This is a genomic window from Bacteroides ilei, assembly GCF_900128495.1.
Lineage (GTDB): Bacteria > Bacteroidota > Bacteroidia > Bacteroidales > Bacteroidaceae > Phocaeicola > Phocaeicola ilei.
In genome coordinates, this window is the sequence record NZ_LT635801.1 from 896,218 (window position 1) to 917,656 (window position 21,439).

19 protein-coding genes are annotated in these 21,439 nt (G+C 43.4%); 4 read left to right on the top strand and 15 right to left on the bottom strand.

What is annotated here, in order from left to right; all coding sequences use genetic code 11:
* Positions 1–2: 2 nt before the first annotated feature.
* Complete coding sequence (locus BQ7489_RS03850; protein ID WP_374044750.1) at positions 3–911, top strand: glycoside hydrolase family 25 protein; 909 nt, start codon at positions 3–5, stop codon at positions 909–911.
* 83 nt (positions 912–994) lie between these two features.
* On the opposite strand, the gene prmA is transcribed toward BQ7489_RS03850, so the two are convergent.
* The gene (prmA, locus tag BQ7489_RS03855; RefSeq protein ID WP_072530002.1) at positions 995–1,840 is read right to left on the bottom strand and encodes a 50S ribosomal protein L11 methyltransferase; all 846 of its coding nucleotides are present in this window, start codon (positions 1,838–1,840) and stop codon (positions 995–997) included.
* A 163-nt stretch (positions 1,841–2,003) separates the two neighbouring features.
* On the opposite strand from prmA, the gene BQ7489_RS03860 reads away from it, so the two are divergent.
* Together BQ7489_RS03860 and BQ7489_RS03865 are read left to right on the top strand one after the other, a co-directional pair.
* Positions 2,004–3,287 carry a hypothetical protein gene (locus tag BQ7489_RS03860; protein WP_072530003.1) on the top strand — a complete coding sequence of 428 codons (1,284 nt, stop codon included), beginning with the start codon at positions 2,004–2,006 and terminating at the stop codon, positions 3,285–3,287.
* Between the two features lie 25 nt (positions 3,288–3,312).
* Complete coding sequence (locus tag BQ7489_RS03865) at positions 3,313–4,932, top strand: OmpP1/FadL family transporter (protein WP_072530004.1); 1,620 nt, start codon at positions 3,313–3,315, stop codon at positions 4,930–4,932.
* A gap of 136 nt (positions 4,933–5,068) precedes the next feature.
* Here BQ7489_RS03865 and BQ7489_RS03870 read toward each other — a convergent pair whose 3' ends face one another.
* From BQ7489_RS03870 to BQ7489_RS03910, 10 genes are all read right to left on the bottom strand, one after another.
* The gene (locus BQ7489_RS03870; RefSeq protein ID WP_072530005.1) at positions 5,069–6,139 is read right to left on the bottom strand and encodes a DUF4421 domain-containing protein; all 1,071 of its coding nucleotides are present in this window, start codon (positions 6,137–6,139) and stop codon (positions 5,069–5,071) included.
* A 120-nt stretch (positions 6,140–6,259) separates the two neighbouring features.
* On the bottom strand, positions 6,260–7,249 hold the full coding sequence (locus tag BQ7489_RS03875) for a Gfo/Idh/MocA family protein (RefSeq protein ID WP_072530006.1): 990 nt from the start codon (positions 7,247–7,249) through the stop codon (positions 6,260–6,262).
* 15 nt (positions 7,250–7,264) lie between these two features.
* Positions 7,265–8,086: a transporter substrate-binding domain-containing protein gene (locus tag BQ7489_RS03880; RefSeq protein ID WP_072532012.1), complete on the bottom strand. Its 822-nt coding sequence runs from the start codon at positions 8,084–8,086 to the stop codon at positions 7,265–7,267.
* Positions 8,087–8,097: 11 nt separating this feature from the next.
* The gene (locus BQ7489_RS03885; RefSeq protein WP_072530007.1) at positions 8,098–10,194 is read right to left on the bottom strand and encodes a putative porin; all 2,097 of its coding nucleotides are present in this window, start codon (positions 10,192–10,194) and stop codon (positions 8,098–8,100) included.
* Positions 10,195–10,413: 219 nt separating this feature from the next.
* Positions 10,414–10,956 carry a 2-oxoacid:acceptor oxidoreductase family protein gene (locus tag BQ7489_RS03890; protein WP_072530008.1) on the bottom strand — a complete coding sequence of 181 codons (543 nt, stop codon included), beginning with the start codon at positions 10,954–10,956 and terminating at the stop codon, positions 10,414–10,416.
* Positions 10,957–10,989: 33 nt separating this feature from the next.
* Positions 10,990–11,763, bottom strand: coding sequence for a thiamine pyrophosphate-dependent enzyme (locus BQ7489_RS03895; RefSeq protein ID WP_072530009.1), 774 nt, complete (start codon positions 11,761–11,763; stop codon positions 10,990–10,992).
* 18 nt (positions 11,764–11,781) lie between these two features.
* Positions 11,782–11,955, bottom strand: a complete 174-nt coding sequence (locus tag BQ7489_RS17635; RefSeq protein WP_204352739.1) for a hypothetical protein — start codon at positions 11,953–11,955, stop codon at positions 11,782–11,784.
* 7 nt (positions 11,956–11,962) lie between these two features.
* Positions 11,963–13,048 carry a 3-methyl-2-oxobutanoate dehydrogenase subunit VorB gene (locus BQ7489_RS03900; RefSeq protein WP_072530010.1) on the bottom strand — a complete coding sequence of 362 codons (1,086 nt, stop codon included), beginning with the start codon at positions 13,046–13,048 and terminating at the stop codon, positions 11,963–11,965.
* Positions 13,049–13,080: 32 nt separating this feature from the next.
* Positions 13,081–13,311, bottom strand: a complete 231-nt coding sequence (locus tag BQ7489_RS03905; protein WP_072530011.1) for a 4Fe-4S binding protein — start codon at positions 13,309–13,311, stop codon at positions 13,081–13,083.
* A gap of 19 nt (positions 13,312–13,330) precedes the next feature.
* On the bottom strand, positions 13,331–13,609 hold the full coding sequence (locus BQ7489_RS03910; RefSeq protein WP_072530012.1) for a tetratricopeptide repeat protein: 279 nt from the start codon (positions 13,607–13,609) through the stop codon (positions 13,331–13,333).
* Positions 13,610–13,958: 349 nt separating this feature from the next.
* Between BQ7489_RS03910 and BQ7489_RS03915 the strand changes: the two genes are divergently transcribed.
* Positions 13,959–16,253 carry a bifunctional dihydroorotate dehydrogenase B NAD binding subunit/NADPH-dependent glutamate synthase gene (locus BQ7489_RS03915; protein ID WP_072530013.1) on the top strand — a complete coding sequence of 765 codons (2,295 nt, stop codon included), beginning with the start codon at positions 13,959–13,961 and terminating at the stop codon, positions 16,251–16,253.
* 121 nt (positions 16,254–16,374) lie between these two features.
* On the opposite strand, the gene BQ7489_RS03920 is transcribed toward BQ7489_RS03915, so the two are convergent.
* From BQ7489_RS03920 to BQ7489_RS03935, 4 genes are all read right to left on the bottom strand, one after another.
* Positions 16,375–17,709: a glycoside hydrolase family 28 protein gene (locus BQ7489_RS03920; protein ID WP_394334074.1), complete on the bottom strand. Its 1,335-nt coding sequence runs from the start codon at positions 17,707–17,709 to the stop codon at positions 16,375–16,377.
* Positions 17,710–17,804: 95 nt separating this feature from the next.
* Positions 17,805–18,854, bottom strand: coding sequence for a DUF4468 domain-containing protein (locus BQ7489_RS03925; protein ID WP_072530015.1), 1,050 nt, complete (start codon positions 18,852–18,854; stop codon positions 17,805–17,807).
* 94 nt (positions 18,855–18,948) lie between these two features.
* Positions 18,949–19,383, bottom strand: a complete 435-nt coding sequence (gene rpiB, locus BQ7489_RS03930; RefSeq protein ID WP_072530016.1) for a ribose 5-phosphate isomerase B — start codon at positions 19,381–19,383, stop codon at positions 18,949–18,951.
* Positions 19,383–21,395, bottom strand: a complete 2,013-nt coding sequence (locus BQ7489_RS03935) for a transketolase family protein (protein WP_072530017.1) — start codon at positions 21,393–21,395, stop codon at positions 19,383–19,385. Before BQ7489_RS03935 ends, rpiB begins: the two co-directional genes overlap by 1 nt.
* Between the last annotated feature and the right edge of the window lie 44 nt (positions 21,396–21,439).

Here is a 21,439-nt window from a genome sequence, read left to right on the forward strand (position 1 = left end):
TTATGGTAAAGGAACCGCCCGTTATGGTGGTAAATAAGACAACACGTAAAACTGCCCGGCAAAAGAGAAGTACAGCTGGAACTCCCCGCTGTCCGTCAGGGGGGAACAGGCGCGGGAAAGGCCGTAGAAAAAAGAGGATTGTCCGTAAGTGGAAAGTCCCTATGTGGTTGTATTATATCCTTATGGGAGGAGCGGCGGCTCTACTGATAATCGGTTTCTATTATTTCTTTATCCGTCCTTATGCTTATCGTTGGAAGCCTTGTTATGGAACAAAGGCATATGGCGTCTGTCTTCCGGCTGGGTATGAGGTACATGGTTTCGATGTTTCCCACCATCAGGGTGAGATTGACTGGAAATTGTTGCAGAGTACGCAGAACTCTTCCTTTCCTATCCGTTTTGTCTTTATGAAAGCATCTGAAGGAGGGGATTTCAGTGATACTACTTTTGTACATAATTTTGATTCGGCCCGCTATTATGGGTTTATTCGTGGGGCTTATCATTTCTATAATCCGCGTACAGATGCGGCGCGTCAGGCCGAGTTCTTTATCCGTTCCGTCAAACTGGATGCCGGTGACCTGCCTCCTGTCCTTGATATAGAAAAGACTGGCGACGATGTAGACAAGATGAAAAAAGATCTCCAGATATGGTTGAAGCTGATAGAGCGTCATTATAACGTCAAGCCGATCCTTTATACCTCCTATAAATTCAAGAGCCGTTATCTGAATGATTCGATCTTCAATACGTATCCTTACTGGATTGCCCATTATTATGTGGATTCTGTTGAGTACAAGGGAGAATGGAAATTCTGGCAACATACCGACGCCGGCCGGTTACCGGGGATAAAGGAAGACGTTGATTTGAACGTGTTCAATGGTTCACTTGAAGACTTGAAGAGATTGACTATCCATTAGGCGGATGAAAAGAAAAGTCATTGGTCCTGTGCCGGATGCGGTAAGACAGAATCAATGACTTTTTATTTTTATCCTGACTACTGTTATTCCATGATAAGTTTTACAGCTGCCCATCGGTCTTTTTCACGATGGTGGATGAACTTCATGCCCAGGCTTGCTCCTTTTTCTGTAATGGCAGGGATATCTTCCACATAAAATCCGCTCATGTAGATTTCTGAACCTTTATGCATGCATGCTGCATAAGCCGGCATATCGTTCAGCAGGATGTTACGGTTGATGTTGGCTATAATTACATCGAACGGGGTATGTCCTTTCAATAAGGAAGCGTCGCCCAGCTTTACGTCAATGTTGGAAATCCGGTTCAGTCTGATATTGTCGCGTGAGTTGTTTACACACCAGTCGTCAATATCGATGGCTGTTACCGGATCGGCTCCGCGCATACTTGCCAGAATGGCCAGGATTGAGGTACCGCATCCCATATCCAGTACAGATTTTCCGGCTAGGTCGGCATCGAGCAGTTCGGCGATAATGGAACTGGTTGTGGCATGATGGCCTGTGCCGAAAGCCATCTGTGGATTGATCACGATATCGTATTCTGCTTTCGGATAATCTTTATGGAATGTGCTGTGGATAACACAACGGTCGCCGATGACGATGGGCTGGAAGAAGTTCTTTTCCCATTCCTCATTCCAGTCCTTGTCTTCCGGTTCGGTAATGGTATAGTCTATGGTAGTACCCGGTATCGGGAAATCTGCGATTATCTGTTTCAGCGATTTTTCGTCAAACAGACTTTGCTGGATGTAGGCGTCCAGGCCTCCTTCACATTCTACAAAGCTTTCAAAGCCGATTTCGGCTGTCAGGGCTGAAATCACATCGGTTACAGTCTCATTGCACGGATGTGGGGTAAAGGTTACTTGAAAGTATTTCATATCCGGTTTAATTTGGTTTTCTTGTTTATCAATACAAATTTATTTAAAATATAGGGAAAACCCTATTTTGAAATAGGGAAAATCTACTTGTTTGCGGGATTTATCTTGTTACATTTGTACACGTATAAAAAGGTAGTGACAATATATAAAAATAATACACATTATGAAGAGTAGAATATTCGTTTCGTTGTTGGTTGCTTGTTTGCCATGGCTTGCGATGGCCCAAAGCAATGACGACATTTATTTTATTCCGAAGAAAGAGAAAAAGGTTGAGCAGCAGGAGAGGACGGTTGGTCTGCAGGAAAAGGTGGGAGTCGTTCCCAAGGAGGTCAGCCGTGCCGTCGTGCATGAAACTCCTGGGGCAACGGTAGTGGTGAAGGACGTAAGCGGTAAGGTTCGTGACGTAGATGAGTATAACCGCCGTTATTCTTCACGTGACTATAGTTTCTCTTATCAGTCGGATTCTTTATCGGCCGATGGTACCTCCTTAGGTAATGATACATTGTTTATTTCGGAAAAACCGTATAGTGAAAGAGGTGAATGGGTGAACGGGTTTAACGGAACGCAGAATGACTATGAATATGCGATGCGCATTGTCCGTTTCCGTAGTCCCCGTTATGCCATTCCTGTAAGCAGTCCGTTGTATTGGGATGTCGTGTATGGTGCTTTTCCGTCATGGGATTGGAATGTGTATGACGACGGCTTGTATGCATACATATTCCCTACCTCGACCAATCCGTTGTGGTGGGACTGGCGTTGGAACTGGAGTTTGGCCGGTCCTGGTTTCGGATGGGGATGGTATTCGCCCTGGTATTATAACAGTTGGTATTCTCCTTGGTACAGCAGTTGGTATTCTCCATATTGGTATGGCGGATTTTATGCCGGTTACTGGGGAGGCTATTGGGGACTCGGCTGGCATCATCCTTATCCCGGATGGGGATGGGGAGGAGGTTGGGTTCCAAGAGGACATACCGATTTCCGTCCGTCCCGTTATGAAAACTATGCAAGCTCCCGTCGTCAGGGAGGTGTTACAGGTAGAACTGTGACTGGTCGTCAGACCAATCCGCTTAACAGTTCCCGACGGAATTCCTCTATCGGCCGTGTGGTCCGTCCCAGTTCTGTCGGTAATACAGGAACATCTGTCCGCCCTGCAGCCGGTTCATCTTCGCTGAGGGGAAGTTCATCGAGAGTAGGAGCTATCCGTGGAGGTAATTCCACTTATGTCCGTCCGAGCAGTACCGTGAACCGTTCCGGATCTTCATACAATCGTCCGAGCAGTACGCGTCGGAGCTTCAACTATGGAGAGTCGAATACGCGCAGTACCAACCAGTTCAATTCTTCACGTAGCAGTAACCGGAGTTCATTCTCCCGCGGTATGGGTAGCAGCACCCGCAGTAGCGGAGGCGGTTTCCGTTCGGGTGGAGGTGGAAGCTCACGTAGAAGATAATTTTTGAATTAAAATTTGACAAATTATGAAAACTAGAATATTGGCTGTTGCCGCCATGGGATGTATGGCATGTGCGGCAATGGCCCAGAATCAATATGACGCTCTTCGCTTTTTAGGCAGTGATCTGAACGGTACAGCACGTTTTGTAGGAATGGGGGGAGCGATGAGTGCTTTAGGAGCTGATCTTTCGACTATTGCAACGAATCCGGCTGGTATCGGATTGTATCGGAGCAATGATGCAGCTGTCAGTTTCGGTTGGAATTCGAATAGTATCAAATCTGATTGGAATGGAACGAATGTTACACAGAATTCGGATAAAATGTCGTTTGACCAGATAGGTTTTGTGTGGACAACCAAAATTGGTAACAAGACCGATTTGCGCTATCTGAATTTTGCCTTTAATTATCATAAGAAAGCTAATTTTACACGTGAGTTCAATGCTAAAGGTGCCTTGAATAACGGATTGTCCATTACCGACCAGATGGCGGATATGCTATGGAATGCGGGTAATGATATGGGGCCTACCTTTCTTACTGAATCGGATTTTAACGGTCTGCTTGATTCACAGAATCCGTATCTGGCAAATAAATATATAGGAACTCCGTTTTTGGGTACCATGGGCGCACGTACCGGATTGGTAGATCCGGTCTGCGATCCGGAAACCGGGGAAATTACCGATATGTATGGTTGGCAGGGCCAGGACGGTGAATATTACAGCCGTGAAGAAGGCAGTATTTCTGAATACGATTTTAACATGTCTTTTAATGTGCGGGACCGTTTTTATTTCGGAGTGACTTTAGGAGTCTATGATTTGAACTATACCCGTTATTCTTCTTACGGAGAAAATCTGGAGCAGGGAGCGGCGCTTACCCTCGATAACTGGGCGAAGACGGAAGGGACCGGATTTGACTTGAAGCTGGGGGCCATTATCCGTCCGTTCGAATATTCTCCTTTCCGTATAGGTTTTGCCATACATACTCCTACATGGTATGCAATGACAGACAAGTATGTATCTACATTGACTAGCTATAATATACCTGATTATGATGGAAAGCCCCAAACTTATACAGAGAATCTGCGGGATTATTACGGTGAACCCAATTATTTGTTGGATTACCATTTGATTTCTCCATGGAAATTTAATGTGAGTGCCGGTACTACTTTTTCGGGAATAGTGGCTTTGGACGCTGAGTATGAGTATGATATGTATCAGAAATCACGTCTGACAGATACCGAAGGATATGATTATAACGGAACGACAGCCATTGACGAGACTTTGAAAGGTGTCCATACCTTCCGGGTGGGAATGGAAGCATGTGTCACTCCCAGATTCAGTGTCCGTGCCGGATATAATTTCCAATCGTCACCTATTACGGATGATTCGTTCAAGAATATAGCTGCAACTGACGAGACACGTACCGATCCGGAATATTTCAATCTGAAATCGACTCAGGCTGTGACTGTCGGACTGGGATACAGAGGTAGAATCATATATGCCGACTTAGCTTATAAATATGCTTTCTATAAAGGCGATTTCTATGCTTTTGATGCCGATTATACAGCAAATGGGGGGTATGCTTTGTCTCCAGCCAAGATAGACGGTAACCGTAACCAGATTCTGCTTACTGTCGGTGTCCGTTTCTAGAGATGAGGCTAGTTGCAGATTTCATTGTGATTTTAATAAAAACTGAGGCTGTCTTGACTTCATGTCGGGACGGCCTTTTCTATGATATCAAAAGTTAAGTGGTTGAATTAAAATATTTGAATGACAATGTGTAGAGCTATTCTTCCTTGTGTCTGTACTGTTTCTGTTTCCAGAAATTGAATCCGGCGTAAATCCTCAGGCTGCCGAAAGAGTTGGTCATGGAGAAATTGCTTTTCCGGTAATCATATGTATTTAAGACAAATGAAGCTCCTATATAATATTTTTTGTTGTTCCATACCAGAGCGGCTCTGGTTATTATGTCGAAATTGATATCATTAGTCCAATTGAGCCATTGACTGTCGGTTGTATCGGAAACCTGGCCGTCGAACTTAGCTTTTTTGTAGGCAATGGCAGGCATCAGTGAAATGTTGAAAAGGCAGTTCTTGGCAAATACCCAGTTATATCCATAACCCAGACTGATGTTATAATCGTGGTATTGCAGTGTGTGAAACTTTAATGACGGACGTAATTGTCCGGTTATGTCGTCAGGTAGTTTCCCAGGGTCGAACGTTATATCGTGATTGGAATAGGAGAAACCAGCCATGAATGATCCGCAACTTTTTTTCTGGTTGGTCGACTGGCTATATGCTGCCGGGTAGGAAAAATGTTTGTTGTTGAATATCCAGTAAGTATTCAGACCGATAATTTTACTTTGGAATCCTTCGAATTTTTGTCCTATGTGATTTTCCGGTACATTGAATCCTGAATAGGAATTGATACGGAAATCACTACCGGTCTTGCGGTAGTAGAGATCCAATCCGATACGTGAACTGTATAGGTTGAATACATATTCCTGTTTGGAACTTCCATCATGTCCTTTCTTGAAAATGTCTCTGACATTGAATGATACGCCCAGAAAAATCCAGCGCCATCCGAAATAGGCCCCGATTTTTGGAGTGGGGGTAGGGGCAAAGCTAATGGCCTGTCTGTCGTTGTTTATAGTTGTTTTCAGTTTATATCGTTCCGACCAAAAGCTTTGCTCAATCATGAATGTAAGATTATATTCATTAGGAGCAATGTAGGCGGTATCTGTTTCACTGAATGTCTTTCCGATTTTCTGTATGAAACTGAGAGACTTCTCTGTTTGGGCAAAGAGATGTGTCCCTAGCAATATGAGGGGAAGGCAGATATATCGGAATTTTACCATAGACGATTTAAAGCCGTTTTGTTATCTGGAAAATGTTGTTTGGAAAGGTGGCAGTTATCCGGTATGGAAGGGTTGTAAAAGTTATGTGCCGTATACCGGATAATTGCCGCCAGTGTAAGTTTATAATTTGTTCAGAATACGGTCCATCACCCAATTGGCAGGAGTGGCACTGACCCCGTCGCAGGTGCAGATTGCTTTGCCTTGTAAATGCTCTACTACAGCCTGTATCAGTGGAAGCTGTACATATGAAGGGTTGGTAGGAAGAATCTCCTCACGGCCACGTTCGGTATGTAGTGCTATCGGATCATAGGTGAATACGGAAAAACAGATCATACCTTTGTCTCCGATAATCTCGATACGGTCTTCTTTAGCTGATTCGTGGGCGACGAAACACCATGATCCGGAGCCGGGGAGTCCTGATTCGAACTTGAAACAGGCACTGATGGTATCTTCTGCCTGATAGAGTCCTCCACGGTTACTTTTGTATCCTTCAGCTTCCAGTATACAGCCGAACATGTCCTGCAGCAGGTCAAGCTGGTGCGGTGCCAGGTCATAGAAATATCCTCCTCCAGCGATGTCCGGCTGAACGCGCCATGGCAGGTTGGTACTGTTATAGTCAAGGTCACGTGGCGGTTGGGCGAAACGGATCTGTACATTGATTACGTTACCTATCTGCCCTTCTTCTACCAGTTGACGTACTTTTTGGAAATAAGGAAGATATCTCCGGTAATAGGCTACAAAACATGGAATTCCGGTTTCTTCCGATATACGGTTTATACGGGCACAGTCTTCATAACTGGCAGCCATCGGTTTTTCTATGTATACGGGTTTACCGGCTTTCATGGACATGATGGCAAACGTGGCGTGTGAAGAGGGAGGGGTTGCAATATAGACAGCATTTACTTCTTCGTCTCCGATCAGTTCTTGGGCATCGGTATACCAGCGGGGCACATTATGACGGCGGGCGTACGACTTCACCTTTTCTTCGTCACGACTCATTACTGCTACAACTTTGGATCCTGGTATCATGTTGAAGGCCGGTCCGCTTTTCTTTTCAGTTACTTCTCCGCATCCGATGAATCCCCATCGTACATTATCTAATTTTATCATAGTAATAGGAGTTTGTCAATAGTTGAAATATTTTTTATATAATTGTTTGAATTTACTAGTCTTTTTATATGAATCCAGCCATGTGTTCAGGCTGTCCAACAGGATTGGGGAGTGTTTGCTGACTCCCCATGCATAGAATTGTGTGAATCCTATATCCGTATGTATGTCAAGGTTAGGAAATTGTCCAAGTATGGATTCTGCCGTATTTTCGTCGCATACGGCATAGTCGATGTCTCCTGCCGAAACCATGGCTAGCAGTTGCTGGGGACCGTACTGGTCTACTTCTTCAATATAGATTGTATCGGCTATTTCGCTTATCAAGTTATGAATGCGCAGCAAGGCAGGCGATCCTTTGATTATATGAAGCTTTTTTTTTGCCAGTTCTAACTGGCTTTCAATGTATATGCTGTCATTATTTCCACTTCTACATCGTTGTACCAAGACTTGTTTGCTTAACAGAATGGGGTGTGTGAACAATAGAGTGTCTTTCGACTGGCTGGTAATGACAGTTCCCGTTGCCAGTATATCGTATTTTCCCTGTATTACTCCTTGTATCCGTTTTTCGTAGCTCATTTCAGGAATTATTTCCAGCTTGAGTCCTTTCTCTTCCGCAAAATGGTGCAGCAGTTCATAGTCAAATCCTTGTAGAGTATCTTCTTTAACGTGATAGCTTATGGTGTTATATTCGGTTACGGCATGCAGTATTCCCGATTCTTTGATTTCTGCATAGTCTCTAGGAAAGTATGTCTCTTTTTTGTCTTCCGTTGTATTGAACAATATGATTCCTGCTGCAATAGCTATTGCAATCAGTGCGTATCGTAACCAGGACTTTTTCATAGGCATTTGTTTTAGTCAAAGAAGTTCCATGATATACCGACTTTGAATAAACGGGGGTTAAGCGGATAATATGGGGTATAGAAGTAGCTGTGTTTACCCTGTCCTTGAGTGAGGTTATACATCTGGAGCGAAATACGGGTACGTTTCAGATGCAGATTGATATATCCGTTTATCATCGGGTAACCTCCCAATTTATAGCGTGAGTCTTTATTCTGTAGGTAAAACTGTCCGATGGCCGCTGAGTATTCCGGGGCGTAGTATTCGGAGAAATAACGCATGTCGGCACCCATCTCGATGTTAAGAACTTTCTTTGCCAGAGAAAATTTGAGATATAGGTTATGGTAAAGTGCCAGACTAGGAAAAGGGATAACGTCCTGATTGCTGGAAGTCTGGTAAGTCACTTCATTGTCGAGGTGGAGAATCCCTAGCTTGAAATCCTGTTTTAATGTTGCACTGAATATCTGGATATTGTCGGCGCATTGGCGGACTGCCAGATTATTCAGGTATTTGCTGTTTTCTTCATTTCCGGAAGCCAGGACAGAATTATCGTCCAGGTAGGTGTAGTTCTTGATGTTTTCCACTCCTGCCTTCAGTTGTGTCTTCCATCGTTCAATGGTCAGTTTCCCTTCTATGTGGGTTTTCATTATTTTGGACAGGTCCTCATTATCCCACCAATAATGTTTGGAGTGGAAATGGCGGAAGAAGAAGGTGGGGTTCAGGTTCTTGATATAGGCTTTTGCATCCAGACGGACAGTGTCATTGAACAGTCGGAAATTAAGATTTCCGTTCCCCTCAATTTCAAATTGTCCGGCATCTTCGCCCAACAGACATATTTCCCCCAGTACATTATAATGCAGCAGACGTCCTTGCTCTTTGATGAGCTGGCCACCTACCGATACTACATTTTCTACGTATTCCAGTTGATTGGGTTGTTCCTCCGGGTTGGTCCATATACTGTCGTTCATGTTGAAACGGCGGTATTCGTGGGTAGCGAATGCTGTCAAGCCGGCTTGTGCCCATTTGTTAAATCCTTCCCGTAGTGAAATTCCTACTGTATTTTTGATTGAAAAGTGTCGGATGACATCTTTTTCAAGGTCGGGGAAGTAGTTATGTTGGTAGTAGCTGTTAAGCTCTTCTTCGTTCTGGGTTATGTACTGATGTTTGTTTATGTCTAATTTTATTGTATGCAAGAAGCTGGTTACAGGTATGAACTCCTGTGTTACCAGAGTGTCCTGTTCATTTTCTGGTTCTCTATCCCGATAGAATCCCAAATTGTAACGTTGGGTAAAAAAAGCATGATATCCGCTATTGTGATTCCATACACTCGAGAAGTTTGTAGGAATTTCACTGTTGCTGTATGTTTTTCCTCCTTCTGCCATATCAAGGGGATAGCGGACGTAACGTTCGTCGGTGATACCCCCGTTCTCGGCAACTTTCATGTTATTGTAGATAAAGCTGAAGTGCATATTGTACTTATCACCTAGATAATAGGCAAACAGGTCTCCATTGAACAGAGCTGTAGACTGATGGTTATATTTTCCTCGTCCGTACACATAGTCTACATTAGTACCGAATCCCATGCGTTTGTTTGCATTTACAGCCAGATATCCTTTGAAACGTTCTTCTCCATCCCTACTGCTTCCTTGTTTGAAGTAAGTCAGGTTGGTAAAAGGTGATTTGGTATTGGTATAGACTACAGTTTCCGGGCGGATATAAGTATAGTCGTAAGGGTCAAGAAAGAAAAACTGACTGGTTTCAAGTCTGTCGAAGAATACATGTGCGATACGTGGTGAACCCAAGTTCCCTAAAAACGTATAATGTCCTGTAGGACCACCTGTATCATTTGAGTTTGGAAAGCCGGTTTGCAATGTATCTACAGGTACTTCTGTCCGATTGCCGAAACGAGGTTCAATGACCCATGAATTCAGTCCTATAGGAATGGTGCTGGCATCGACTACAGCTGATGTGTCGATAGGATTCCCGTTACGGTCATAATTGTTGCGGTCCAGCCCGGAAGCAGAACTGCCCAATCCTGTCCCCAGTTGGTTTTGCGCCGATAGAGTACAGCAGGCTATTAATATGGTAAGTATAAATAGTATCTTTCTCATAATGGGGACAAAGATAATATATAAAAACGAAAGAATAGGGTAGGAGAGATGCAAAAATACGTAAAGATAACCCCCGTTATATAACGGTCGTATTGAGGAATGTTCATCTGATAAGAATAAAAAAGAAATGACACAACGTATAAACCTTTCCTCTTTGTTATGAAAGTTCTATACTTTGCGTCATTTCATCCGTTTTATTGTTCCGAATGGATGTCTTTATCAGATTTTCTTTATGATATCCATTCCGATATGAATTGCTTCTTCATTCATCGGTATCAGATGATGGTGGCGTTCCGGCAGTGTTTTGTGTAAGGCTTTGATGACACTGTCAATAGATACGATAGGGCGGATTTTAAGTAGTCCTCCCAAGACAATCATGTTAAATGTTTTTGCCATTTTCCGTTCATTGGCTTCGTCCATGGCATCAATCCGATATATTTCGATATCTGTACGGGTTGGAGGATTGAGTATTCCATAACCGTCATAAATCAATACCCCCCCCGGTTTTACTTTGCTTTCGAACTTGTCGAGTGAAGGTTGGTTTAAAATAATGGCTGTATCGTATTTGCTCAGGATGGGTGATGAAATGCGTTCGTCACTTACTATTACAGTTACGTTGGCTGTACCGCCCCGCTGTTCAGGTCCGTAAGCTGGCATCCAGGTAACTTCCTTACCCTCCATCAATCCCGAATAAGCCAGAATCTTACCCATTGACAATACACCCTGTCCGCCGAATCCTGCTATAATGATTTCTTCTTGCATATCTTAATTTTTATTGGTCAACAGATATTGTGGTTATTTATCTCCAGTTGTGTCTTTCAGGTCGCCCAATGGATAAAACGGGAACATATTTTCTTCCATCCATTTATTGGCAGCTTCAGGGGTCATTTTCCATCCGGAGCTACAGGTTGAAACAATTTCTACCAGATTGGATCCTTTACCTTGCATGGAGTTTTCGAAAGCTTTACGGATTGCTTTTTTAGCTTTCCGTATGGCGGCTACTGTATGTACAGATTGCCGTGTTACATAACAGGTTCCACGTAAGGTAGCAGCTATTTCTGTCATCTTTAACGGATATCCGTGTATTTCCGGATTACGTCCGTAGGGGCAAGTCGATGTTTTCATTCCTACTAATGTGGTAGGGGCCATCTGTCCACCTGTCATGCCATAAATGGCATTATTTATAAAAATGATAGTAATGTTGTCTCCACGGTTCAATGAATGGATGGTTTCTGCTGTTCCGATACAGGCCAAGTCACCATCACCTTGATATGTGAATACCAGACGGTCTGGCCATAGACGTTTGATGGCTCCAGCCAAGGCCGGAGCACGTCCATGTGCTGCCTCCAGACAGTCGACATCAAGATAGTTGTACATGAATACAGCACATCCTACCGGGCTGATGCCGATTGTCTTGTCTGTCATGCCCATCTCTTCAATGACTTCAGCAACCAGTTTATGTACTACTCCGTGACTACATCCCGGACAATAGTGCATGGGATTATCATTTAAAAGCGTCGGTTTCTGGTAAACCAGGTTTTCCGGCTTCATTATATCTTCTTTTGTCATAAATATACCTCCTTGTGATTAGCGTAGAAAGAAACGGAAAACAAATTCCATCATTTTCACGAAGAGCGAAGCTCCACATACGTAGAAGAAGATGGTTTTGTCGTCGCCCAATGCGAAATATAATATGAAGGAAGCTACGGCTCCAATCATGAAAATAACGTTGAGAACGGCTCTGATTCTATCTATATCCATGTTTCACTTATTTGTTAATGAGTTTCTCTTTCAAAGCGTTGATGACTTCATCCGGATCTGGGACAATACCTCCCAGGCGTCCAAAATGTTCGACTGGCATTGTACATTTGACAGCCAGTTCCACATCTTCAATCATCTGTCCACTGTTCAGCTCGACCACAAGGATTCCCTTGACTTGTTTAGCTCTGTTTTCAAGTGCCTTTGATGGGAAAGGCCAGATGGTGATAGGTCGGAACAAGCCCACTTTAATACCCTCTTCACGTGCGTGTTCCATTGCTTTTTGGGCAATACGGGCACACGAACCGAATGCTACAATCAGATATTCAGCGTCATCGCAATTGATTTCCTCATAGCGGACTTCTTTTTCCTGAATTTCAGCATATTTGGCTTGCATGTGCAGGTTGCGTTGTTCCATAATAGCCGGATCTAGTTCCAAAGAGGTAATGATATTAGGTTTACGTCCACCTTTCCGACCTGTAGCTGCCCATGGACATTGTTCCAGTATTTCAGCTTCACTACGGCGTGGACGAGGTTCTGGAAGAACTACTTTTTCCATCATCTGGCCGATAACACCATCGGCCAGAATCATAGCCGGATTACGGTATTTGAAAGCCAGTTCGAATGCCAATCCTACAAAATCAGCCATTTCCTGTACAGATGCAGGTGCCAGGGCTATGAGATGGTAATCTCCATGTCCGCCACCTTTAGTTGTTTGAAAATAATCAGCCTGGCTGGGCTGTATGGTTCCCAATCCTGGACCTCCACGCATTACATTGACTACCAAACAGGGAAGTTCGGCACCTGCAATGTATGAAATACCTTCCTGCTTAAGGCTTACACCAGGGCTGGATGATGAAGTCATTACCATTTTTCCGGTACCGGCACCTCCATATACCATATTAATTGCTGCTACTTCACTTTCAGCCTGCAGAACTACCATACCGGTAGTTTCCCAAGGCTTCTGTTCGGCAAGAGTTTCCAATACTTCCGATTGGGGGGTGATGGGATAACCGAAGTATCCGTCGACACCATAGCGGATAGCGGCATGTGCGATGGCTTCGTTACCCTTCATAAGAACTACTTCTTTTGCCATAATTTCTCCTTATTTTGCTTTTAAGCGCTTTATTAATCTTCACATTTAGCTCTGTATACAGTCAGACATGCGTCAGGGCATACGATTGCACAGGATGAACAACCGTTACAAGTGTTTTCTACTGTCTGCTGTACGTAGTTATATCCTTTTGAATTTACTTTGGCGGTGAGTGAAAGTACATGCAACGGGCAAGCTACAACACATAGGTTACAGCCTTTGCAGCGGTCTGTATTCACTATTACTACGCCTCTCATTTTAGCCATAAGTCAGTTATCTTATTATTTATTGATTAAACATGTCTTTATTATAAAAATTCAGAATATCCATAACCATACTTCTTGCTTCTCTGGCAGGTCCTTCCGGATTTAAATCGATGGATTCCTGATAATTGTTTAATGCTCCTTGCCAATCCCCCATTTTTCGGTAGGCATTTCCCCGCAGATAATAGGCTTCGGCAGCCAGTTCCGGATGTGTTGCTATGAGTTGGTCCAGTAGGCTGATGGCATTTTCGATATGTCCGTTTCCTATCTGTCGTTTAATTTCGCTTAGCTTTTCAGTCATGGTTTTAATTTGTTACTACGCCTACAAAGATAAAATTTATTTTTAGGTATTTTCCTTTTTTTCTAATAAAATGATATCAATTTTAGTAAAATAATTTTTTAGTACAAGTGTAAATGGTTGATTTATAATTTATAATAGACTATCAATGATCGTTTCATTTGAAAAGGTTGTATATATAACCAAGTGGCGTTCTCTGGCCTATTTTTCTTGATTATGCAAGTTCCTGTTATGAGTGCCATTTAGGGAAACACTCAAAATTTTTTGCATATATGCATATTAGTGATATATTTGCAAGTTATACGCAAAAAGCTTGGATTTTTAATGAATAACTAACTTATTTACAATAAAAATGAATAAAATTATTTCAAAAGAGCATTTCTCTGAAAAGGTTTTCAAGTTGGTCGTGGAAGCGCCTTTGATTGCCAGATCCCGGAAAGCCGGACATTTTGTGATTGTCCGTGTAGGAGAAAAGGGGGAACGTATGCCATTGACTATTGCGGCCGCTGATCCGATAAAAGGAACGATTACGTTGGTAGTGCAGGAGGTGGGATTATCGTCTACCCGTTTGTGTGAACTGAATGAGGGTGATTATATTACTGATGTGGTAGGTCCGTTGGGTAAAGCTACTCATATTGAAAAATTCGGTACAGTAGTATGTGCTGGTGGTGGTGTAGGTGTTGCTCCTATGTTACCTATAGTACAAGCTTTGAAGGCTGCGGGAAACCGTGTTATTACTGTGCTGGCAGGCCGGACAAAAGAGCTTATCATCTTGGAAAAGGAAATGCGTGAAAGCTCGGATGAAGTAATTATTATGACTGACGACGGTTCTTATGGGAAGAAAGGATTAGTGACCGAAGGTGTTGAAGAAGTAATCAAGCGCGAAAAGGTAGATAAGTGTTTTGCTATCGGTCCTGCTATCATGATGAAATTTGTTTGTCTATTGACAAAGAAATATGAAATTCCTACTGATGTTTCTCTGAATACGATTATGGTTGATGGCACAGGAATGTGTGGTGCTTGTCGTATTACGGTAGGGGGAAAGACGAGATTTGTTTGTGTAGACGGTCCGGAATTCGATGGGCATGAGGTGGATTTCGATGAAATGCTGAAGCGTATGGGGGCATTCAAGGATATTGAGCGTGAGGAAATACATAAACTTGACGAGCATCCTGAAACTTGTGAGGCTACCGAATCACTTGATGACCGTACTGCTCCATGGCGTGAAGCGTTGCGTAAATCTATGAAGCCGAAAGAACGTACTGCTATACCGCGTGTGAAGATGAACGAACTGGATTCTGAATATCGTTCTCATAGCCGTAAAGAAGAGGTGAACCTTGGCTTGAACGAAGAACAAGCACTTACTGAAGCCAAACGTTGTCTGGATTGTGCTAATCCGTCTTGTATGGAGGGTTGTCCGGTAGGTATCAATATTCCGTCGTTCATTAAGAATATAGAGCGGGGTGAGTTTCTGGAGGCTGCCCGTGTATTGAAGCAGACCAGTGCTCTGCCAGCCGTGTGTGGTCGTGTGTGTCCACAGGAAAAACAGTGTGAGTCCAAGTGTATCCATTTGAAGATGGGACATGAAGCGGTGGCTATCGGTTATTTGGAGAGATTTGCAGCTGATTATGAGCGTGAAAGTGGACAGATTTCTATACCCGAAATAGCTGAGAAGAATGGTATTAAAGTTGCCGTTGTCGGTTCGGGACCTGCCGGTTTGTCATTTGCCGGTGATATGGCGAAATTGGGATACGATGTAACGGTCTTCGAAGCCTTGCATGAGATTGGCGGTGTATTGAAATATGGTATACCCGAATTCCGTCTGCCTAATAAAATAGTAGATGTCGAAATTGACAATTTGTCTAAAATGGGTGTACAGTTCGTGAAGGATTGTATTATAGGTAAGACTGTCAGTGTGGAAGATCTAGAGAAGGATGGTTATAAGGGTGTATTTGTGGCATCCGGTGCCGGTCTGCCTAATTTTATGAATATTCCGGGTGAGAACTCGATCAATATCATGTCATCAAATGAATATCTGACCCGTGTCAATCTGATGGATGCTGCGAGTGAGGATTCTGATACTCCTGTCACTTTCGGAAAACGGGTAGCAGTCATTGGTGGCGGAAATACAGCGATGGACTCTGTACGTACGGCACGACGTTTAGGGGCTGAGAAGGCTATGATTATCTATCGCCGTTCTGAAGCTGAGATGCCGGCACGTCTGGAAGAAGTGAAGCATGCCAAAGAGGAAGGAGTTGAATTCCTTACATTACATAATCCTATTGAGTACATAGCTGATGAAAAAGGTCGTGTGAAACAAGTGGTGTTGCAGAAAATGGAATTGGGTGAACCTGATGCTTCCGGTCGCCGCAGTCCGCTTCCTATTCCCGGTGCTGTTGAAACAATAGATATTGATATGGCTATCGTGAGTGTAGGTGTATCACCGAATCCGATTGTACCCCATTCAATTCCAGGTCTGGAATTGGGACGTAAAGGGACAATTGCCGTAAATGAAAATATGCAGTCTTCCATTCCTACTATCTATGCCGGAGGGGACATTGTACGTGGCGGTGCTACTGTGATTCTGGCAATGGGGGACGGACGCCGTGCTGCTGCAGCGATGGATAAGCAATTACGTGGAAAATAAGGATTAGTTTTCGAAACAGGCCATTACGGCTCCTGGATTTGGAAGATTTAATAAAAAAGAGGTATATCGGGATGGTGAACATCTGGATATACCTCTTTTCTATGTTTTGTTTTTAAGAAGTTTATTTCTTATTGAATATGTTGTCTTTGTCACTGACTGTAGATGGAATGCCTACAACACCACCTAGGTTGCAGTTCTTCAATTGGATGTACTCGGTATTGGTGAAACTCAATCCGATGCTTGTTTTGCCGATATTTACGTTTTCAAAACTTACATTGTAGATTGGACGGGTTGTAGTTCCTTGCAGTACAATACCTGCTGAGCTGGCCGTGTTACAACTCAAATCCTTTACATGGATGTCATGCACTTCTGTAAAATGGTTGTTATCCAAGCCTTCACCTGCATACATGGATGTGGCGTAAAATAAGTCTTCTACGTTACCGAATTTACAATTGTTTATATATATGTTACGGATAAATCCGCCTCGGTCTGGGTTGGTCTTGATGTAGATACCGCGTTTACAGTAGCCACCGTATGTGCAGTTTTCGATGAATATGTTCTGGATTCCAGCAGACATTTCACTTCCTAGTACTACACCGTGCAGACCTTTGAATTTGCAGTTGCGGATTATGATATTTTCCGACGGGCAGTTTGTTTTCCATCCGTCATTGTCTCGTCCGCACTTGATTGCTATATTGTCATCTCCATTGTTGAATGTGATATTTTCAATCAATAGATTTCGGGTATATTCGGGATCTATTCCGTCATTATTAACCAATTTGGCGTCGTAGCGTATATCACGGCAGATAATGTTTTCCGATTTTAACAGATGGATGCACCAAAAGGGTGAATTGGTAATGAATACTCCTTCGATTGTGATATTTCTGCATTCAAAAAGTTGGATGAGCTGCGGGCGCAGGAAATACCCTTCTCCGAAGTTACGTTCGCTCACAGGTGTTTCATTATGGTTCATGTCACGGGTGAGTTGCTGTCCTTTTTTCTGCATACTTTTCCAGGTCGCGAAGCTGCTTCCCGCATTACCGTCTATCGTTCCTTTTCCGATAATGGATATATTTTCTACCTGATATCCATAGATGAACGGGCTGTAATTTTGGATGAATGTTCCTTCCCAGCTGGTCTTTACAAGTGGAAGGTAATATTTCGGTTCCGGAGAAAACTTCAGCGTGGCTCCATCCTGCAATTCAAGACATACGTTGCTGGTAAAATGGATAGGTCCGTTCAGCAGATATTCACCTGCCGGTACAATGATATGAAGGCCCCCCGTGCGGACCGCTTTTTTCATAGCCTTGTCAAATGCAGGTTTGCAGTCCTTTTCACCGTTACCTATGGCTCCTAATGAAGTGATATCGATAGTAGCTTGTGGAATATCAGCTCCGGTAATTTGTGACAGGATAGAGTCACGTCGTGCTGTACGGTCGGTATCACTGATTGCCATTGATGGTATACAGATGTACAGGGCTGCAATCACCAGTAGTATATTTTTTTGTATAAAATTGGTCATAGCTTGTATTTCAAGGTTGGAAATATGTTTTATCTCATGGAAGTTTTGGTTACTTCTCCGGTATACATGATATATGTCTTAGTCGTATCGGCGGTCTGATTCAAAGCTTTGACTTCATCAGCCGACATTTTTTGTGACATCATTTTCTTACACTCAATGACAATGCTAGGCTGTGTATTGTTAGCTGTATAGAATTGTATAGAATATGTTTCGCTTTGTTCCATCAGTGCACTGGCTGCAATACGGCTCTGGTCAAGTAAGATATAGGCAATGTCTTTGTTGAACATTTTCCCAAATCCACCCCAATTGTCAACTTGGATATTCAGCTCTTCACCGTTAGCTTTCAATGTGATTTTTCCTTGTTTTGCTATTTCAGTAAGGTTGGTAGGAATCTGCGTAATTTTTACTTCCTTCAGTTCGTTCGATGAATTTAATGTTACTGTAGTGGTTGCCGTTGTAGGATCAATGACTCCGATTGTGGCTTTTTCTGCAGCCAGTCCACCTACTCCTAGTTCATTTCCTGCCGCTTCAAACAATTCATCTTTCAAATTTATAGTTTCGCGTCTGAACTTTCCACAGATTGGGGCCAGTTTAGTCTGTTTTTTATTTAGTGCCATATCATCTGTAATCCATTCTTCAGCTGTGTATCTTTCACCTCCATCTCGGGCTTCATCATACCAGTAGCGTATACGGTTCATGGTCATGTCACATTTTCCGTCCTTAGCTTCGATTGTAAGCAGGTAATAGATGCGGGTACGGTCTAATGATAAGGCAGTCGATGAAAAGACCAGATATTCTTCGGCAGATACAGCTATTTCCCCTGTCTCCGGATTCTTGTAGGCAACGAAGCTATGCAACTTTCCTTCAGGTTGAAATCGACTTTCCGCCCATGTAAGCATGCGGTTGTAGATATCATTTTGGGACGCATTCGGTACATTGAAGTGTTTGCTGAATGTTACTTTTCCGTCGGTAAGTGTTACTGCACCTTTCAGGTATTTGGGATTTGTCTTGTCATTATCTTCTTTGGCCATGCCAATCAATGGCATGCATAAAAGTAGAAGGAATATCAGTTTTTTCATGGTTTATTGAATTTTGTTTTTATTGACAGACAAATATATGAAAAAAAAAGAGAAGCAACTGGATGCTTCTCTTTTTTATGTGTTTTAAGACAGATTATCTGACTGGAATCTTGTCAATTCTCTTTTGGTGGCGTCCACCTTCAAAAGATGTATTGAAGAATTCCGTCATAATTTTGTCAGCCATGTCTGTATCAATGAATCTTCCCGGCATAACAAGTACGTTGGCATCGTTGTGTTGGCGTGCCAGATGTGCTATTTCCGGAATCCAACAGAGGGCGGCTCGGATGCCTTGATGTTTGTTGAGTGTTATGCTGATACCTTCGCCACTACCACAGATAGCGATACCTGGATAACATTCACCTGCTTCTATGGCATTTGCCAGCGGATGGGCAAAATCGGGGTAATCGCAGCTTTCGGTGCTGTATGTACCAAAATCTTTGTATTCCCATCCTTTTGCTTCCAGCCATGTCTTCACGTATTGCTTTAGTTCAAATCCGGCATGGTCAGAGGCTAGTCCTATTATTTTCATTATAACATTGCTTTTACTTGTTTATATACATTCTCTGCGGTGAATCCCAGTTTTTCGTCCAGAACTTTATAAGGAGCAGAGAATCCGAATGATTCAAGTCCCCAGATTTTACCGTTGGCACCTACCAAGCCAAGCAGATTGACAGGCAGACCGGCTGTCAGTCCGAATACTTTAGCTCCTGTTGGGATTACGCTTTCCTGATATTCCTTGCTCTGGCTGCGGAACAGACCTTCTGATGGAACAGATACAATACGCAGTTTGATACCATCCTTACGTAACAATTCTGCACCAGCCACCAAAGTAGAGACTTCTGAACCTGAGGCTACCAGAATGACATCCGGATTTTCGTCAGAGCCGGCTACGATATAAGCACCTTTGGTTGTCTGTGTATAATCATTACCTTCCGGCAGGTTGGCTATATTCTGGCGTGAGAAGATAAGGGCAGTAGGAGTAGATGTATTTTCCATTGCCAGTTTCCATGCCTGAGTAGTTTCTTCTGCGTCTGCAGGACGGAGAACCAATACTGAGTTGTGTCCCTTATGGTTCTTCAGTTTTTCCATCAGACGGATTTGAGCTTCCTGTTCAACCGGTTCATGAGTAGGGCCGTCTTCACCGACACGGAATGCGTCGTGTGTCCAGATAAATTTAACAGGAGTTTCCATCAATGCAGCCATACGTACAGCGGGCTTCATGTAATCGGAGAATACGAAGAATGTACCGCAAGCCGGGATGACTCCTCCATGTAAAGCCATACCGATACAGCAGCAGGCCATGGTCAGTTCTGAAACACCGGCCTGGAAGAATGCACCGCTGAAATCACCTTTGGCAAATGCATGGGTCTTTTTCAGGAAACCGTCGGTCTTGTCTGAATTTGAAAGGTCGGCTGAAGCGCATACCATATTTTCTACTTGGGTAGCCAATACACCTAGAACGGTAGCTGAAGCGGCACGGGTTGCTGAACCTGGTTTCTGTTCGATTGAATTCCAATCCACTTTCGGAGCCTTGTTTGAGAACCAGTATTCCATTTTTTCTGCCAGTTCCGGATTGGCTTTAGCCCATTCTGCTTTAGCTGCATAGCGTTCTGCTACGATTCCTTTCAGTTCTTCACGGCGTTTTGCATACAGTTCGGCAACTTCCGGGAAAATCTTGAATGGATCGGCCGGGTCGCCTCCCAAGTTCTTGATGGTATTGATGTATGCTTCACCACCCAGCGGAGCACCGTGAGTAGCGCAGTTATGTTCGTAACTGGAGTTATCGGCCTTACGTGCACCTTTACCCATGATTGTCTTACCGATAATCAGAGTCGGTTGTCCGGTAACGGCTTTAGCTGCAGTCAAAGCTGTACGGATTTCATCGGCGTCATTGCCATTGATTGTAAATACTTTCCAGCCCCATGCTTCATATTTCTTTGCAACGTCCTCATCCGTTACGTCCTTACATTCTGTTGACAGCTGGATATCGTTTGAATCATAGAACATAATCAGGTTATCCAAGCCTAAGTGACCTGCGATACGGCCTGCACCTTGAGAGATCTCTTCCTGTACGCCACCATCAGAGATGTAAGCGTAGATAGTCTGGTTCATTACGTCTCCCAGACGTGCTTTCAGAAATTTGGCAGCAATAGCAGCACCTACTGCGAATGTGTGTCCCTGGCCTAACGGACCGGATGTATTTTCGATTCCACGCATGATGTCGACTTCCGGATGTCCTGGAGTAGGACTTCCCCATTGACGGAACTGTTCAAGTTCCTCCATAGTGAATTTACCGGTTAACGCCAAAGTCGAGTATAGCATAGGTGACATGTGACCCGGATCAAGGAAGAAACGGTCACGGCCTTCCCACCGTGGATTTTCAGGATCGTAAACTAAAAATTCAGAAAATAATACATTTACAAAATCTGCACCACCCATTGCGCCACCTGGATGTCCAGATTTGGCCTTTTCTACCATCGAAGCAGCCAGGATACGGATATTGTTGGCTGCACGATTCATTAATTCTTTACTGTTTTTCATTATTGGATATGTTAAGTTTCCGCAAAGATAATAATAATATCTAA

Excerpts from the sequence above, each read along its gene's own strand:
- rpiB (WP_072530016.1), bottom strand. The coding sequence starts at position 19,383 with ATGAAAATAATAGGACTAGCCTCTGACCATGCCGGATTTGAACTAAAG.
- BQ7489_RS03865 (WP_072530004.1), top strand. The coding sequence starts at position 3,313 with ATGAAAACTAGAATATTGGCTGTTGCCGCCATGGGATGTATGGCATGT.
- BQ7489_RS03885 (WP_072530007.1), bottom strand. The coding sequence starts at position 10,194 with ATGAGAAAGATACTATTTATACTTACCATATTAATAGCCTGCTGTACT.
- prmA (WP_072530002.1), bottom strand. The coding sequence starts at position 1,840 with ATGAAATACTTTCAAGTAACCTTTACCCCACATCCGTGCAATGAGACT.
- BQ7489_RS03875 (WP_072530006.1), bottom strand. The coding sequence starts at position 7,249 with ATGATAAAATTAGATAATGTACGATGGGGATTCATCGGATGCGGAGAA.
- BQ7489_RS03900 (WP_072530010.1), bottom strand. The coding sequence starts at position 13,048 with ATGGCAAAAGAAGTAGTTCTTATGAAGGGTAACGAAGCCATCGCACAT.
- BQ7489_RS03890 (WP_072530008.1), bottom strand. The coding sequence starts at position 10,956 with ATGCAAGAAGAAATCATTATAGCAGGATTCGGCGGACAGGGTGTATTG.
- BQ7489_RS03925 (WP_072530015.1), bottom strand. The coding sequence starts at position 18,854 with ATGAAAAAACTGATATTCCTTCTACTTTTATGCATGCCATTGATTGGC.
- BQ7489_RS03870 (WP_072530005.1), bottom strand. The coding sequence starts at position 6,139 with ATGGTAAAATTCCGATATATCTGCCTTCCCCTCATATTGCTAGGGACA.
- BQ7489_RS03915 (WP_072530013.1), top strand. The coding sequence starts at position 13,959 with ATGAATAAAATTATTTCAAAAGAGCATTTCTCTGAAAAGGTTTTCAAG.
- BQ7489_RS03880 (WP_072532012.1), bottom strand. The coding sequence starts at position 8,086 with ATGAAAAAGTCCTGGTTACGATACGCACTGATTGCAATAGCTATTGCA.
- BQ7489_RS03935 (WP_072530017.1), bottom strand. The coding sequence starts at position 21,395 with ATGAAAAACAGTAAAGAATTAATGAATCGTGCAGCCAACAATATCCGT.
- BQ7489_RS03895 (WP_072530009.1), bottom strand. The coding sequence starts at position 11,763 with ATGACAAAAGAAGATATAATGAAGCCGGAAAACCTGGTTTACCAGAAA.
- BQ7489_RS03910 (WP_072530012.1), bottom strand. The coding sequence starts at position 13,609 with ATGACTGAAAAGCTAAGCGAAATTAAACGACAGATAGGAAACGGACAT.
- BQ7489_RS03920 (WP_394334074.1), bottom strand. The coding sequence starts at position 17,709 with ATGGCAATCAGTGATACCGACCGTACAGCACGACGTGACTCTATCCTG.
- BQ7489_RS17635 (WP_204352739.1), bottom strand. The coding sequence starts at position 11,955 with ATGGATATAGATAGAATCAGAGCCGTTCTCAACGTTATTTTCATGATT.
- BQ7489_RS03905 (WP_072530011.1), bottom strand. The coding sequence starts at position 13,311 with ATGGCTAAAATGAGAGGCGTAGTAATAGTGAATACAGACCGCTGCAAA.
- BQ7489_RS03860 (WP_072530003.1), top strand. The coding sequence starts at position 2,004 with ATGAAGAGTAGAATATTCGTTTCGTTGTTGGTTGCTTGTTTGCCATGG.
- BQ7489_RS03850 (WP_374044750.1), top strand. The coding sequence starts at position 3 with ATGGTAAAGGAACCGCCCGTTATGGTGGTAAATAAGACAACACGTAAA.